Source organism: Bradyrhizobium sp. USDA 4451 (assembly GCF_054822585.1).
On record NZ_JBTRCH010000001.1, the window covers coordinates 6,739,474 to 6,753,804 of the forward strand.

Here is a 14,331-nt window from a genome sequence, read left to right on the forward strand (position 1 = left end):
CAGCCGAGAATGCCGACGGTTTTGGAGCCCGGCGTGCCGGGTCCTTCCGCAAGAGGCAACGACCACGAGGGACGTCTCATGAAATCACTGAAGCTGATCGGCCTGGCATTGGGCGCTTCGTTCGCATTGTCGGCGAGCGCGTTCGCGCAAGATATCACAATCGCAGTCGCGGGTCCGATGACGGGCTCCGAATCCGCTTTTGGCCGGCAGATGAAGAACGGTGCCGAGCAGGCCGTCGCCGACATCAACGCCGCCGGCGGCGTGCTCGGCAAGAAGCTCGCGCTGGAAGCCGATGACGACGCCTGCGATCCGAAGCAGGCGCGCTCGATCGCGGAAAAAATCGGCTCGTCGAAGATCCCGTTCGTCGCCGGCCATTTCTGCTCGTCGTCGTCGATCCCCGCCTCCGAGGCCTATGCCGACGCCAACGTGCTGCAGATCACCCCGGCCTCGACCAACCCGCTGTTCACCGAGCGCAAGCTCTGGAACGTGGCGCGCGTCTGCGGCCGTGACGACCAGCAGGGCCTGGTCGCCGCCGACTACATCATGAAGAACTACAAGGGCAAGAACGTCGCGATCCTGAACGACAAGACCACCTACGGCAAAGGCCTCGCCGACGAGACCAAGAAGGCACTGAACAAGGCCGGCTTCCAGGAGAAGATGTTCGAGTCCTACAATAAGGGCGACAAGGACTTCAATTCGATCGTCTCGCGCCTGAAGCGCGACAACATCGATCTGGTCTATGTCGGCGGCTACCATCAGGAAGCCGGCCTGATCCTGCGTCAGATGCGCGACCAGGGCCTGCAGACCGTGCTGATGGCAGGCGACGCCATGAACGACAAGGAGTTCGCCTCGATCACCGGCCCGGCCGCCGAAGGCACGCTGTTCACCTTCGGCCCCGATCCGCGCAACAAGCCGACCGCGAAGGCTATCGTCGAGAAGTTCAAGAGCAAGAACATCGACCCCGAAGGCTACACGCTCTACACCTACGCTGCGATGCAGGTGTGGACCCAGGCCGTCGCCAAGGCCGGCACCACCGACGCCAAGAAGGTGATGGACACCATCAAGGCCGGCGAGTGGGACACCGTGCTCGGCAAGATGGCCTTCGACGCCAAGGGCGACATCAAGGCGATCGACTATGTCGTCTACAAGTGGGACGCCAAGGGCAACTACACCGAGATCAACCCGAAGGGCTCCTAATAAGCCCTTCCGTCATTGCGAGGAGCGACAGCGACGAAGCAATCCATCTTTCCGCACGGCCACTATGGATTGCTTCGCGGAGCCTGTCATCCGGCGGCGCTTCGCGCCGACCGGGTGGCTCGCAATGACGCTACAGGATAAGACGCCCCGGTCCGCCGGGGCGTTTTGCTCTGGTACCGCGGCTGCTATACCGGATCGGTCGGACAGCAGGCGCATGGACGGAATCGTGAAAAACCTTCTCACCGATATTGCCGGCGTCAGCGTCGGCCACGCCGACGACGCGGTGATCGCCTCCGGCGTCACCGCCATCCTGTTCGAGCGGCCGGCGGTGGCCTCGATCGATGTCCGCGGCGGAGGGCCTGGCACCCGCGAGGACGCGCTGCTGTCGCCGCACAATGTCGTCGAGGCGGTCGACGCCATCACGCTGTCCGGCGGCTCCGCGCTCGGGCTCGACGCTGCCGGCGGCGTGCAGGCATGGCTCGCCGAGCGCGGCCGCGGCTTTCGCATTCGCGATGCGGTGATCCCGATCGTGCCCGGCGCGATCTGCTTCGACCTGCTCAACGGCGGCAACAAGGCGTGGGGCCGCTTCCCGCCCTATCGCGACCTCGGCTACGCGGCGGCAAATGCGGCGGCCAATGACTTCGCGCTCGGCAGCGTCGGCGCCGGCATGGGCGCCACCACGGCCAATCTGAAGGGCGGCCTCGGCTCGGCGTCTGATGTGACCGACGACGGCATCAAGGTCGCGGCGCTCGCGGTGGTCAACGCGGTCGGCAGCGTCACAGTCGGCGGCGGTCCGTGGTTCTGGGCCGCACCGTTCGAGGTCGGTAGCGAGTTCGGCGGGCGCGGCCTGCCGCCGGCGTTCACGCCGGACATGCTGAAGCCGCGGCTGAAAGGCGGCGCGGATGCCAGCGCTGCCGAGAACACCACGCTGGTCGTGGTCGTGACCGACGCGCAACTGACAAAGCCGCAGGCGCGGCGGCTTGCGATGATCGCGCAGACCGGCATGGCGCGCGCGATCTATCCGGTGCACGCCCCGCTCGATGGCGATGTGGTGTTTGCCGCCGCGACCGGCGTCAGGCCGATCGATCCGCTGTTCGGGCTCACCAAGCTCGGGGCGATCGCGGCCAACACGGTGGCGCGCGCGATCGCCCGCGGCGTCCATTCAGCCACCGCGCTGCCCTTCCCCGGCGCGCTGCCGAGCTGGCGGGATCGGTTCGGTTAGGCGAAGAGCTTGTACGATCGTCATTGCGAGCGAAGCGAAGCAATCCATCGCGCCGCTTGCCGAGACATGGATTGCTTCGTCGCTACGCTCCTCGCAATGACGAGTAGTAGCCGATACGTTCTAAGCGCTTACGGAAACCGACGACGAAGCCTGCGCGGAGATCGCCTGTGACTGGCGCTGGATCAGCTGCTCGATGAAATTGTAGGACGATGTCGCGTTGCTGCCGGCCGAGGACGAAGACGAAGACGTGCCACTGGTGCTGGACGCCGAGGCCGGCGTCGTCATCGACACCTTGGAGCCGTCGGCATAGGTCGTGGTGGTGGTGGTCGAACCGTCGCTGTTGGTCACCGAGGTCGAGGTGGCGCCGTCCAGCGCCTGCATCAGGGGATCGGAGCCCGATCCGCCCGCACCGCTGCTGGAGCCGGATCCGTCGGTCGAGCCGCTCGCCATGTGATGATGATGGCCGCCGCCGTGGCCTTTCAACGCCTGCGACATCTCGTCGAGGCTGACGGTGCCGTCGCCATTGGTATCGAGCTTGGCGAACACGTCGTCGGCCTGCGCGGTGTTGGTGCCGCCGGCGCCGAGCGCGTTCTCGAATTCGGTCTTGGTGATCTGGCCGTTGCCGTCGGCGTCGATCTGCGAGAACAGGTCCTGCAGCGCGGCCGACCGGCTGGTCGGAGCGGTGCTGGTTGAAGCCGTGCCGGTCGAAGCCGACTGGCTCTGCGCATCGAGCAGCGCGCTCATCGTCAGCGGCGAAATCTGCGGTGTGCTCGAGCTCGATCCGGCGCTGCTGCTGCCGGTCGAGGTCGATGTCGTGGTCGAAAGATCGAACAGGCCGCTCGACTGGCTAGTCTGGCTGGAGCTGCCGGTCTGGACCGTCGACTTCGACGACATCAGCGAGCTCAGCAGATCAATGGCCGACGACGCAGCGCCAATTGCAAATAACATGGCAATACTCCAACAGGGCCGCGCCTGGCGGCTCAAACGCTTGTCGGTGGCGCAGCAAGCCGCGTGCCATGGCAAAAACCCAATAAAACCAGGGCTTGGCGCATCGGGAGCGGTTCCGCGTACCCGGCAAGAGCTGCCGCCGGCGGCAGAATTTTCCGGCCCCGCCGTCCGCTCCGCTCGCATTGCCCGCCACGGCGGCGCATGTTAGGCGGGATCACCCGTCGCCCCCTGCTCGTCTTCCGGAACTGCTGACATGACTCAGTCATTCACCCCGCGTCCCCTCGTTATCGCTCCGTCCATCCTGGCGTCGGATTTCTCAAAGCTCGGCGAGGAGGTCCGCGCCGTCGACCAGGCCGGCGCCGACTGGATCCATCTCGACGTGATGGACGGACATTTTGTCCCCAACATCTCTTATGGCCCCGACGTCATCAAGGCGATGCGGCCGCACACCAAGAAGATCTTCGATGCCCATCTGATGATCTCGCCCTGCGATCCCTATCTGGAGGCGTTCGCCAAGGCGGGCTGCGACCACATCACCGTGCATGCCGAAGCCGGCCCGCATTTGCATCGCTCGCTGCAGGCGATCCGCGCGCTCGGCAAGAAGGCCGGCGTCTCGCTCAATCCGGCAACGCCGGCGAGCGCGATCGAATATGTGCTCGACCTGATCGACCTCGTGCTGGTCATGTCGGTCAATCCCGGCTTCGGCGGCCAGGCCTTCATCCGCTCGGCGATCGGCAAGGTCTCCGACGTCAGGGCGATGGTCGCGGGCCGTCCGATCGATATCGAGGTCGATGGCGGAGTTGCGCCCGACGTTGCCGGCCAGCTCGCCGCCGCCGGCGCCAATGCCTTTGTCGCCGGATCTGCCGTGTTCAAGGGCGGCACGGTCGAGGCCTACAAGACCAACATCGCGGCGATCCGCCATGCCGCGGCCGAGGCACGCGGCGAAGCGATCTAATGATCCGGCGCAGCTAAAAAACTGCGGGCGGCGCGGCCGCGGCATTCGCTGCCGGGTCCGCCGCCTCATCACCTGCATCCGTCGCCGGCGTCAGCCGCGACGGCCGCACCACGGTCACCGTGCACGGCGCTTCGGCGGCGACCTTGGCGGACACGCTGCCGAGCAGCGCGCGCCGCAGCGAATCCTGCCGCGCGCCGATGATGATGTGATCGACCAGGTTGACCGCGGCGAATTCCAGGATGGCGGCCGCGGGATCGATCGCCTCCAGCACATGCACGGTCAACCGGCCCTCCTCGAGCCTGAACGGCCGCGCCCAGTGCTGGAGCGCCACCAGGCGGTCGACATGCTTGTTCTGGCCCTGCTCGTCATGGCTGCGGTCGATCGCCAGCCGATTGAGCTTCAGCACGTTGATGCAGGCGAGCCGCGCCGACGGCGAGGTCGACAGCACCTGCTCGGCGGTGGTGCGGATGGTCTCGTTCAGCGCCTCGGCGTCATCGCCGATATCCAGCGCGACCGCGACGATCGGGCTCGAGGCGAGCTGCACCGCGACGTTGGACTTCGGCTGCGGCGGCGCCGCGCCGAGATTGAAGCGGCGGCGCCAAACGGTCATGAGCGGATCGCGCTTGATCCGCTGCGCCCGCGCCGTCAGCTTGACCTGCTCGGGATGGCCGAGATCGAAGGCGAGCTGCGCCGCGGTCGGATAGCGCGCGGCCGGATCGATTTCGAGACACCGCAGCACGATCTCCTGCAGCCACGGCGGATAGTCCGGCCTGAGCCCGCGCGGCGGAGTGGGATCGCGCCACAGCCGGCGGCGCATGCCGCGCAGGGTCTCGCTCTCGCCGAACGGGCGGACGCCGGTGGTGAAGAAATACAGCAGCACGCCGAGCGAAAACAGATCGCTGCGGGGATCGTCGCGCACGCCGAGCAGACGTTCCGGCGCCATGTAGGGCGCGGTGCCGTAAGGCAGGCGAAACTCCTCCTGCAACAAATCGGGCAGATGCTGGTGGTGCGACAGACCGTAATCGATCAGCACCGCCTCGCCGCGCTCGCGGAACATGACGCTGCTCGGCTTGATGTCGTGATGGATCACGTTCTGCCGGTGCAGGCTGGCGAGCGCGGTCGCCACCTTGCCGCCGATCGCCCTGACCTCCTCATACGGCAGCGGCAGGTCGTCGAGCCGCTTGTAGAGCGTTTGTCCGGGGATGCGCTCCATCACCACATAGGCCTGGCGCTCGAAGTCGCCGGTGCCGAAGCAGGCCGGCACGTGCGGACCCGACAGCCGCGGCAGGATCATCTGCTCCATCTCGAAGCTGACGATGGCGGCCGGGTCCTCACCCTCCGAGGTCAGCGGCACCTTCATCAAAAGCGGCACATTGATGCCGGGATGGGTGACGGTCCACAAAGTCGCCATGCCGCCGCGGTGCACCCGCTCGCCGATGGTGAAGCCATCGAGCACGGCGCCCGGTTGCATCGTCAGCGCCGCCACCGGCGTCACCTGCCGAGCGGCAGGCGGTCGGCCAGCCAGGGCGGCAGGCCGCCGGCCTTGATCCGCGCCGCGGCGGTCGCGACGTCGTAGGGCACCCGATGATAGGTGATCTCGCGGTTCGCGGTGTCGAACATCGCAAACGACGCCGCCGGATCGCCGTCGCGCGGCTGGCCGACCGAGCCGAGCACCGCAAGCCAGCGCCGCCCCGGCAGCAATTGCACCGCTATGCCCGAGGTCGGAACGAAGCTCGTCATCTTCGCGGTCGAGGACATCGAATAGAGGCCGGGGCGATGGATGTGGCCGCAGAAGGTGATCTGCTGCTCGGTCGCCATCATGCTGCGCGCGGCGTCCGCAGTGTCGCGGACATAGCGCCATTTGGTCGGATCGGAGGCCTCCGAATGCACGTAGAGCCGGTTGTCCTCCTGCCGCGATATCGGAAGCTCGGCCAGGAACTGCTTCTGCTCGCCGCTGAGCCGGCCGCGGGTCCAGTCGATGGCGGCCTGGGCATCGGCGTTCATGCCGTCGCTGGGAACGCCGATCGCATTGTCATGATTGCCGCGCACCGCGATCGCGCCGTTGGCGACCAGGTCCATCACGGTTTCGACGGCCCATTCGGGATCGGCGCCGTAGCCGACGATGTCTCCGAGGCAGATCAGCCGCTCGGCGCCGCGCGCCCGCGCAGCGTCGAGGCAGGCCGCAAAGGCCTGCCGGTTGGCATGAATATCGGCAAACAGTGCAAGCCGCATCGTGGTCCGCGTGACTAATCCCTGCCGATATCAAGCACACGCCGCCCCCGGCTCGCAATCGGGCCGAAGGCATCGGCGAAAAGCCAGTCGGCGCGAGCGCGCGGAATCTTTCCGTCGCGACTCGGGGCTCACCCGTCTCCCCAACCCTCCCTCGCAAGGGGGCCGCAAGGGAGAGGGGTGCCGTTTGCTCTGCTGTGAGAGAATGCTAGTGCTTGCACACCTGCACGCCCCGCAGCAGCAGGGCGATCAAGGCGTCGATCCGCGACGGGCATTCCGGCTTGGCCCATTCCTCGGCATGTGCCGGATGATGGTAGCGAACGGTGGCGTCGAACACGGCGCGCGCCGTCGCCTTGACGTTGTCGATCTCGAACACGCCCTGCGCGACGCCGTCGGACAGGATTTTCGCGATCAGATCGACCTGCTTGTCCTTGTAGGCTTCCACCACTTCGCGCGCACCCTGTGCCAGCGCCAGGTAGGTCGCGAACATCTCGGGATCGTCGCAGACCTTCTTCTGCTTGATGGTGAAGGCGGTGCGCAGCCATTGCTCCAACCGCTCCGGCGCCGGGCCGTCGCCGGCCGCGATCTTGCACAGCGGCTCATTGGCACGGTCGAGCCAACGTTTGGCGACTGCGTCGCGCAGCGAGGCCTTGCTGGGGAAATGGCGGTAGACGCTGCCGTGGCTGACATCCAGCGCACGGGCCACGTCGACAACGGTGGCCTTGGTCAACCCGTAGCGTCTCAAGACATCCTCAGTTGCCTCGAGGATCCGCTCGGGTGTCAAAACCACCGCCTCGTTCATGCGCTTACCGTCTGGTTATCGCTGTCCTGCCCGCGGGTGAACTTGGCAGCCTGGGCAGCCAAATGGCGGGCGACGCGAAGGTTGAGCCACTGTTGAATCTGGGCGGTCAATTGAAAGATTTCTATCGTCATGGAGGTAGTCCTTCGAGGTAATCAAATTGAAGTCCGGTTGTCCCGGCCAAAACGCCGGAACAGCCGCTGGGCGCCCTCCTCCCTTTGGGCTGGAGACTATATACACCATCTCGCTGACAGATTTCAATATCTGTCAGACAAACTTTGCGAGATGACAGCTATGCAGCCCGGCCCACCGGGCCCTACGGCCGCCCGGCCTATGGCGCGCTACACCGTTCTGTGAGCAGCCGGGCGATCCGCCGGACCGTGCCTATGTCTCCTTCGGCCACCCGGGAGAGGCGTGCATGGATCGGCCAGAGACCTTCAAGGAAATCGCCAAGATCACCGCCGGCGCGGTGCTGTCGCTGGTCATTGTCGGCTGGCTGATGGTCCTCGCGATCGCCTTCATGACGGTGCTCTGAGGCCGCGTGACGGTCCCGGAACAGGGCCGCCGGAATCGAAAGGGGCCGCCTCACGCAGCGGCCCCTTTGCCGGGAAAAATGGCTTCGGGATAAAATCTAGCCCCGGTTAGCCCCAAGATACACCGTTCAGGCGATTGAGGAATTCCGGGTGACTACTGTCCATCCCGCTGACTGATTATTGGCGATCCCTATTTTTGTGCCATCCTGCCAGCGGTGCGGCTCCTATCGCTGCTCGTCCTTGGGCGGCATCCGGGGCGGCGGCAGCGGCGTGAAGACCGATCCCTGTGCACCGGCCGGCGGGGCGACGAACGTCCCCGTGGTGGAATCGCCGCCGGTGGTCTCCACGATCGTCTTCGGGGTGATGTACTCCCGGACGAAGTCCGTGAGGGTCCCGTCGCCGCCGCCGAAATCCGCCGCCCGCCCGCCCTGCGGATGGCCGGCCTTGATCTCGTTGTCGGCGGTGTGGGTCTGCTCCGCCAGCGCGTCGCTGTAGGGAATGCGGAAGGCGCGCGGGACGGCGCTCGGCCGGTTGTCTTCGTCGAGCTCCTCAACCCAGAGATAGATCGAGCCCGGATCTCCCTCCAGCGTGTGCGGCTCCACGATCCGCGCCGACAGCAGCTTGAAGTTGGCCGGCAGCTTTTCCGCGGAGGCCCAGCCGAGCAGGCCGCGCATCCCGCCGAAGCTGACGAAATAGAACGCGCTGGTCACGACGATCACGACGGCCTTCAGCGACCAGTGCAGCCGCGCATAGACCAGCACGATCAGGAGCAACGCACCGATCACCGCGTAAGCCACCGCGATGGTGAGGATCACTGACTGCAAGCTAATCATTGCGGAGCACCCTGACGCCGGATTTCGGAACGCCGGTGTTCGGATCGAGGTCGGCGCCGTTGCGCCAGCTGCTGCGGAAGGTCTCGAGCAGCGATTTCGGCCTCCGGTCGACGTTGATCACCTTGCCCTCGGCGTCGAGACGAAACCTGACCGCAGTCTTCTCGTCGCCGGTGTGATCGACCGTCAGCTTGTCGTCGAAGATCACCTGCGCGGTCGGATTGAGCTTCTGCACCTTGATGTTGGCCTGCACCGGCTCGCCGGTGGTGGCCTGGAAATGCGAGACGTTGACGGTGTATTCGCCGGCGACGATGCCGCGCAAGGTGACGATCTCCTCGCGGATCGGGGAAGCGATCTTCTTGCCGTTGACCACGATGAAGTCGTTGGCGCCGCCGCGATCGTCGCGGTCGAGCGTCAGAAAGCCGGCTTCGCGATGCCGGTACCAGGCGATGTTGCCGGCCGGATCCTGCACGAACAGGTCGAGATCGTCGGGATGGTTGTCGGGCCAGTCCATCGTGATGATGAACTCCGCCTTGGATTCGATCTTGCCTTCCTTGGAGTCCGGCGACACCGCAAGCAGCGCCAGGAAGAACAGGAAGGCGATCACCTGCAGCGCCTTGAACAGCATAACACCAAGGGGATCGAAAGATTCCTCACGCGGATAGAGCCCGAACTCGTCCATCATGGCGTGGTACCAAGGCGGCGTTCGAGAGCCGGCGTGACATGCGTCTCGGTCAGCACGACGGCATCGGAAAACACCCGCTGGGTCGCGGAATCCAGCATGTAGTACTGGATCCGCACCAGGATCGATCCGATCAGCCCGGCCAGCGTGGTGTACATCGCGACCGCCATGCCGTCGCTCATCAGGCCCATCGACGATTTCATCGCGACCTTGTCGGCGGCATCGAGCGAAGCGATCGGCGCCAGCATGATGATGAAGCCGATGATGGTGCCGAGCAGGCCGAGCTTCATCAGCGTGTCGGAGACGAAGGCGCCAAAACCGTTGGACCCGCGCAGGCGATCGGCCAGCGTGCGCAGCAGCAGGGTCTGGTCGATTCGGCCTTTGGCCTGCGCGTCAGCCTTCTGCACCAGGCTCTTGATGTGATCGGTGACGAGCCCGCGCGGCAGGCCGCGCGCATCCGATGCCAACGCCTTGGCGCCGTCAGGCGCAGCGAGGATCGCGCGGCAGGACCGCGCCACCTCACCTTCCCGCGCGATCGCCCGCGTCCGCCAGAAGCAATGGATGCAGGTGACGATGTAGAGCACCGCGATGACGCTGGAAATGTAGGTGCGGTCGGAACTGACCATGAGACGAATCAGCCCGTAGCGCCACAGCAGGAAGGCAGCAAACATCGAAAGGCCGGTGAAGATCATCCAGAGCAGCAGGACGCTGCGCTCCGCCGTATCCGTGCCGGCCGATGCGGCCGCAGCTTCGACCTTGGCGTCCATGCTGCGTGAGCTCCCTGTGCCGACTGTTCCATGAGGCTCCGCGCGGGCCTCATCCGCCGTTAGAGCAGAGCCGGCCGGCGCCGTCCAAAGACATCTGCCCAGATTTGGTCGGGCAAATTTCCCGACCTGCATAGCTTGGCATGCTTGCGATTGGCGGGGAATACCGCTGCTGTTAGCATCACGCTCTCGTTTGCTGGCCGTGGAGTGATCGCATGCGCCTCGTGCTTGAACTGGTCGCCCGCCTGCTCGTCATCGTCGCACTGTGCCTTGGCGCAGCGACCGTCTGGGCCACGATCGACGCCTATCGCAGCGTCGATCGCGCCACCGAGGCGTCCGCCGAGCGGGTCTCACAATCCCTCGAGGCGCTCTACTGGCGCGAATTGCTGCTGCGCAGCAACCGGATGCGCGAGCAATTGCTGCCGGCGCCGGACTGGCGCACCATCGAAACCATGGGCCTGATCGCGCCCGGGATCTGCGTGCAGTTCGAACCGGCCGGTGCATTCGAGAAGCCGCTGTGCGGCCAGAGCAAGGGGATCGGCAAGGCGCCGCCGCGCTGGTTCGCCGACATCGTCCAGATGGTGCTCGGCGATCACGCCACCGTCGAGCGACCGATCAGCGCCCGCGCCGCGACCGCAGGAACCGTCCGCGCCATCGCCGATCCGGCCGCTGCGATCGCGCTCGCCTGGCAGCACATCCTGGACAACATCCATGTCGCGCTGCTGATGGCGCTCGCCATCGCGCTGCTCGCCTCGCTGGCGATCGCGCACACGCTGGCACCTGCACACTCGATCGTATCCGCGCTGCGGCGCATGGCCGACGGCGAGTACCGGACCCCGCTGCCGCGCGTCCGCTCGATGGAGCTGGCGATGATCGGACGCGCCGTCGGCGATCTCGGCGACCGCCTCGCGCAGGCCGAGGAGGAGCGCACGGTGCTGACCCGGCGGTTGCTCGAAATTCGCAGCGACGAACGCCGCGCGCTGGCGCGCGAGCTGCACGACGAGTTCGGTCAGAACCTCACTGCGATCCTCGCCTTCGCCAACACGATCGAGGCGAGCTCCGGCGACAAATACGCCGCCGGCACCGAGATTGCGCAGGACGCGCGGATGATCTCGCAGGCAACGCGCCGCATCATGGCCTGCCTGCGCGACACGCTGAACCGCTTGCGTCACCCGCCGGCCGAGGAGCTCGGGCTGGAGGCCAGCCTGGTCGATCTGGTCGACAGCTGGCGATCGCGCACGGCGCAGCCGATGATCCAGCTCGATCTGCAAGGCGATCTTGCCGACATCAGCGGCACGGTCGCCGCCACAGCCTATCGCGTCGCGCAGGAGTGCCTGACCAACGCGCTGCGCCACAGCTCAGCGCGCGAGATCGTGCTGCGGATCGAGCGGCGGACCGGAACCGAGAATGCACTGCTGGTGCGGGTCGAGGACGACGGCGGCGGCGATGCCGCCAAGGTGGCGCAATCGGCGGGCTTCGGCCTCACCGGCGTCAGCGAGCGCGTCGCCGCGCTCGGCGGCTCATTGTCGATCGCGCGCGCCAGCCGCGGCGTCAGCGTCGCCGCCACGATCCCGCTCGCGGCCTGAGACGACGACCGTGACGGCTCGAAGCATCTCGATCCTGCTGGTGGACGATCATCCCGTCGTCCGCCAGGGCTATCGCCGCGTGCTCGAACATCAGGACGATTTCCGCGTCGTCGCCGAGGCCGACAACGCCGCCAATGCCTATCGCGCCTTCAAATCGCACCAGCCTGACGTGGTCGTGATGGACATCTCGATGCCGGGCGCGAGCGGGCTGGAGGCGATCCGCAACATCCGCGCGCGCGACGCCGATGCCCGCATCCTCGTCTTCAGCATGCACAGCGAGGCGGCCCAGGTGAAGGCGGCGTTCGGCGCCGGAGCCAGCGGCTTCGTCACCAAGGGCAGCGAGCCGGCCGAATTGATCGCAGCGATCCGCTCGGTGGCGCGCGCGGCGAGCACGCGATGAGCGACGACGTCGCGCGGGTGCTCGCGCTCGAGAGCCTGGTGCCGACCGAATCGGCGCTCGACCAGCTCGGCGAGCGCGAGATCGAGATCCTGCGGCAGTTCGCGGCCGGCCACACCAAGGAGCAGATCGCCGCCAATCTCAACCTCAGCACCAAGACCGTGCAGAACTACCATTATCTGATCAAGGCCAAGACCGGGATGCGGACCGACGCCCAACTGGTCCGCCTCGCGGTCGAATGCGGGCTGGCGAATTTGTAGGCCGGTCCTGTAGCCCGGATGGAGCGCAGCGTAATCCGGGGACCTTGCATGAGGAACGATCCCGGATTGCGCTGCGCTCCATCCGGGCTACGGACCTCCGATGGCGACCTCGCCATTGCCCCGCGACAAGTTGGCGGGTTACGCTACGCTGACCCGCCCTGCGCAATCACAAGAAACGGACGCTCCCCATGCCCATCGTCAATCGCGTTGCCGCCCTCTCGGATGAAATGGCCGCCTGGCGCCATGACTTCCACGAGAATCCCGAACTGCTCTATGAGGTGCACCGCACCGCCGGCATCGTCGCCGACAGGCTGCGCGAGTTCGGCTGCGACGAGGTGGTGACCGAAATTGGGCGCACCGGCGTGGTCGGCGTGATCCGGGGGCGCAAGTCGACGTCAGGCAAGACCATCGGGCTGCGCGCCGACATGGACGCGCTGCCGATCGTTGAAGCCTCGGGTGTCGCCTACGCCTCGAAGGTCCCCGGCAAGATGCACGCCTGCGGCCATGACGGCCACACCGCGATGCTGCTGGGTGCCGCGAAATATCTCACCGAGACCCGCAATTTCGACGGCACCGCGGTCGTGATCTTCCAGCCCGCCGAGGAAGGCGGCGCCGGCGGCAAGGCAATGGTCGACGACGGGCTGATGACGCGCTGGGGCATTCAGGAAGTGTACGGCCTGCACAACATGCCCGGCCTGCCCGAGGGCTATTTCGCGACCACGCCGGGCCCGATGCTGGCCTCGTCGGACACGCTGAAGATCACCGTGCACGGCAAGGGCGGCCACGCCGGCGCTGCGCCGCACGAGGCGATCGACAGCGTGCTGATCGGCGCCCAGATCATCAATGCGCTGCAATCGATCGTGTCGCGCAATCTCGATCCGCTGAAGTCGGCGGTGATCTCGATCACCATGTTCGAGGCCGGCAGCGCGTTCAACGTGATCCCGGAGACCGTGACGCTGGGCGGCACCGTGCGCACGCTGGATCCCGGTGTGCGCGATATGGTCGAGCGCCGGATCGGCGAGGTCGCCTCCAGCATCGCCAAGGCCTATGGCGGATCGGCCGAGACAGACTACGGGCGGATGTATCCGGTGACGCTGAACCATGCCCGCGAGGCCGGCATCGCAGCCGAGATCGCCCGCGATGTGGTCGGCGCCGACCGCGTCAACGACAATCTGGTGCCTGTCATGGGTGCCGAGGATTTTGCGTTCATGCTGGAGGCGCGCCCCGGCGCATTCGTGTTCCTCGGCATGGGCGACGGCCCGATGTGCCACCACCCCGCCTACAAGTTCAACGACAACATCCTCGGCCATGGCGCGTCCTACTGGGTGCGGCTGGTCGAGAAGCAGATGCCGGCGGGCTAAGCCGCGCGATCGGCGGGGTTCGCCCCCACCATCCGCCCCGCGACGCGGTCGCGCCTCACGAAGTGATGGTAGGCGACCGCGGCGAGGTGCAGCACGATCAGCGCCAGCAAGACATAGGCGAAGTAGATGTGACGCCCCTCATAGGCATCCGCCGCCGCCTTGTCGGGCGAGGTGATCTGGGGCACGTGGAACAGGCCGAAGAAGCTCGAATAGTCCTGGGCGCGGGAGCCGGAATGGGCCCAGCCCAGCATCGCTACCAGGATGGCGACGGCATAAAGCGCGCCGTGGCTGACGCGGGCGGCGATCCGCTGCCAGGAGGGCATCTCGGCCGGCAGCGCCGGCGTCGGATTGACGCCGCGCCAGATGAGCCGCAGCACCGTCAGCAGCAGCACCAGATAGCCGATATCGGCGTGGACCGACCGGTAGAAGAACTTGTCCGCCCGCGCCGGGATGTGGTTCATCCACCAGCCATAGCCCAGCATGCCGATGATGGCGATGCCCAGCACCCAGTGGAAGGCGCGGGCGAGCGAGCCCCAACTCGCGGCGGTATTGCGGATCATGGTGGATT

The 14,331-nt window shown here is 66.4% G+C and carries 14 protein-coding genes and 1 pseudogene; 6 read left to right on the top strand and 9 right to left on the bottom strand.

What is annotated here, in order from left to right; translation table 11 throughout:
- The first annotated feature begins 78 nt into the window (after positions 1–78).
- Together ACVMB0_RS31550 and ACVMB0_RS31555 are read left to right on the top strand one after the other, a co-directional pair.
- The gene (locus ACVMB0_RS31550) at positions 79–1,197 is read left to right on the top strand and encodes a branched-chain amino acid ABC transporter substrate-binding protein (protein ID WP_163163300.1); all 1,119 of its coding nucleotides are present in this window, start codon (positions 79–81) and stop codon (positions 1,195–1,197) included.
- A gap of 226 nt (positions 1,198–1,423) precedes the next feature.
- Complete coding sequence (locus ACVMB0_RS31555) at positions 1,424–2,419, top strand: P1 family peptidase (protein ID WP_461348699.1); 996 nt, start codon at positions 1,424–1,426, stop codon at positions 2,417–2,419.
- 120 nt (positions 2,420–2,539) lie between these two features.
- Here the strand turns inward: ACVMB0_RS31555 and ACVMB0_RS31560 are convergent, their stop codons facing one another.
- On the bottom strand, positions 2,540–3,367 hold the full coding sequence (locus ACVMB0_RS31560) for an EF-hand domain-containing protein (RefSeq protein WP_461348700.1): 828 nt from the start codon (positions 3,365–3,367) through the stop codon (positions 2,540–2,542).
- Positions 3,368–3,620: 253 nt separating this feature from the next.
- Here ACVMB0_RS31560 and rpe point away from each other — a divergent pair, with 253 nt between their 5' ends.
- Complete coding sequence (rpe, locus tag ACVMB0_RS31565; protein WP_456753953.1) at positions 3,621–4,322, top strand: ribulose-phosphate 3-epimerase; 702 nt, start codon at positions 3,621–3,623, stop codon at positions 4,320–4,322.
- A 13-nt stretch (positions 4,323–4,335) separates the two neighbouring features.
- Here rpe and ACVMB0_RS31570 read toward each other — a convergent pair whose 3' ends face one another.
- The 7 genes from ACVMB0_RS31570 to ACVMB0_RS31600 all read right to left on the bottom strand — a co-directional run bounded on the left by ACVMB0_RS31570 (position 4,336) and on the right by ACVMB0_RS31600 (position 10,162).
- Complete coding sequence (locus tag ACVMB0_RS31570) at positions 4,336–5,793, bottom strand: serine/threonine protein kinase (RefSeq protein WP_461349745.1); 1,458 nt, start codon at positions 5,791–5,793, stop codon at positions 4,336–4,338.
- 20 nt (positions 5,794–5,813) lie between these two features.
- Positions 5,814–6,554: a metallophosphoesterase family protein gene (locus ACVMB0_RS31575; protein ID WP_456753952.1), complete on the bottom strand. Its 741-nt coding sequence runs from the start codon at positions 6,552–6,554 to the stop codon at positions 5,814–5,816.
- A gap of 205 nt (positions 6,555–6,759) precedes the next feature.
- Positions 6,760–7,353 (bottom strand): TetR family transcriptional regulator, encoded by a 594-nt coding sequence (locus ACVMB0_RS31580; protein ID WP_456753951.1) that lies wholly within the window; start codon positions 7,351–7,353, stop codon positions 6,760–6,762.
- A complete protein-coding gene (locus tag ACVMB0_RS31585; RefSeq protein ID WP_456753950.1) occupies positions 7,350–7,484 on the bottom strand; it encodes a hypothetical protein in 135 nt (44 codons plus the stop codon). The genes ACVMB0_RS31580 and ACVMB0_RS31585 overlap by 4 nt, the downstream gene beginning before the upstream one ends.
- Before the next feature lie 623 nt (positions 7,485–8,107).
- The gene (locus ACVMB0_RS31590; protein ID WP_461348701.1) at positions 8,108–8,716 is read right to left on the bottom strand and encodes a hypothetical protein; all 609 of its coding nucleotides are present in this window, start codon (positions 8,714–8,716) and stop codon (positions 8,108–8,110) included.
- Positions 8,709–9,398 carry a hypothetical protein gene (locus tag ACVMB0_RS31595; protein WP_456753948.1) on the bottom strand — a complete coding sequence of 230 codons (690 nt, stop codon included), beginning with the start codon at positions 9,396–9,398 and terminating at the stop codon, positions 8,709–8,711. The genes ACVMB0_RS31590 and ACVMB0_RS31595 overlap by 8 nt, the downstream gene beginning before the upstream one ends.
- Positions 9,395–10,162, bottom strand: a complete 768-nt coding sequence (locus ACVMB0_RS31600; RefSeq protein ID WP_461348702.1) for a MotA/TolQ/ExbB proton channel family protein — start codon at positions 10,160–10,162, stop codon at positions 9,395–9,397. Before ACVMB0_RS31600 ends, ACVMB0_RS31595 begins: the two co-directional genes overlap by 4 nt.
- 212 nt (positions 10,163–10,374) lie before the next feature.
- Here ACVMB0_RS31600 and ACVMB0_RS31605 point away from each other — a divergent pair, with 212 nt between their 5' ends.
- The 3 genes and pseudogenes from ACVMB0_RS31605 to ACVMB0_RS31615 all read left to right on the top strand — a co-directional run bounded on the left by ACVMB0_RS31605 (position 10,375) and on the right by ACVMB0_RS31615 (position 13,763).
- A complete protein-coding gene (locus ACVMB0_RS31605; protein ID WP_461348703.1) occupies positions 10,375–11,745 on the top strand; it encodes a histidine kinase in 1,371 nt (456 codons plus the stop codon).
- Between the two features lie 10 nt (positions 11,746–11,755).
- A pseudogene (locus ACVMB0_RS31610) lies at positions 11,756–12,402 on the top strand (response regulator).
- A gap of 188 nt (positions 12,403–12,590) precedes the next feature.
- Positions 12,591–13,763, top strand: coding sequence for a M20 aminoacylase family protein (locus ACVMB0_RS31615; RefSeq protein WP_461348704.1), 1,173 nt, complete (start codon positions 12,591–12,593; stop codon positions 13,761–13,763).
- Here the strand turns inward: ACVMB0_RS31615 and ACVMB0_RS31620 are convergent.
- Positions 13,760–14,323 carry a cytochrome b gene (locus tag ACVMB0_RS31620; protein ID WP_461349746.1) on the bottom strand — a complete coding sequence of 188 codons (564 nt, stop codon included), beginning with the start codon at positions 14,321–14,323 and terminating at the stop codon, positions 13,760–13,762. The genes ACVMB0_RS31615 and ACVMB0_RS31620 overlap by 4 nt on opposite strands.
- Positions 14,324–14,331 lie beyond the last annotated feature (8 nt).

Bases quoted from the DNA above. Each gene is read 5' to 3' on its own strand.
- ACVMB0_RS31575 (WP_456753952.1), bottom strand. From the start codon at position 6,554: ATGCGGCTTGCACTGTTTGCCGATATTCATGCCAACCGGCAGGCCTTT.
- ACVMB0_RS31570 (WP_461349745.1), bottom strand. From the start codon at position 5,793: ATGCAACCGGGCGCCGTGCTCGATGGCTTCACCATCGGCGAGCGGGTG.
- ACVMB0_RS31595 (WP_456753948.1), bottom strand. From the start codon at position 9,398: ATGATGGACGAGTTCGGGCTCTATCCGCGTGAGGAATCTTTCGATCCC.
- ACVMB0_RS31580 (WP_456753951.1), bottom strand. From the start codon at position 7,353: ATGAACGAGGCGGTGGTTTTGACACCCGAGCGGATCCTCGAGGCAACT.
- ACVMB0_RS31560 (WP_461348700.1), bottom strand. From the start codon at position 3,367: ATGTTATTTGCAATTGGCGCTGCGTCGTCGGCCATTGATCTGCTGAGC.
- rpe (WP_456753953.1), top strand. From the start codon at position 3,621: ATGACTCAGTCATTCACCCCGCGTCCCCTCGTTATCGCTCCGTCCATC.
- ACVMB0_RS31615 (WP_461348704.1), top strand. From the start codon at position 12,591: ATGCCCATCGTCAATCGCGTTGCCGCCCTCTCGGATGAAATGGCCGCC.
- ACVMB0_RS31620 (WP_461349746.1), bottom strand. From the start codon at position 14,323: ATGATCCGCAATACCGCCGCGAGTTGGGGCTCGCTCGCCCGCGCCTTC.
- ACVMB0_RS31600 (WP_461348702.1), bottom strand. From the start codon at position 10,162: ATGGACGCCAAGGTCGAAGCTGCGGCCGCATCGGCCGGCACGGATACG.
- ACVMB0_RS31585 (WP_456753950.1), bottom strand. From the start codon at position 7,484: ATGACGATAGAAATCTTTCAATTGACCGCCCAGATTCAACAGTGGCTC.
- ACVMB0_RS31550 (WP_163163300.1), top strand. From the start codon at position 79: ATGAAATCACTGAAGCTGATCGGCCTGGCATTGGGCGCTTCGTTCGCA.
- ACVMB0_RS31605 (WP_461348703.1), top strand. From the start codon at position 10,375: ATGCGCCTCGTGCTTGAACTGGTCGCCCGCCTGCTCGTCATCGTCGCA.
- ACVMB0_RS31590 (WP_461348701.1), bottom strand. From the start codon at position 8,716: ATGATTAGCTTGCAGTCAGTGATCCTCACCATCGCGGTGGCTTACGCG.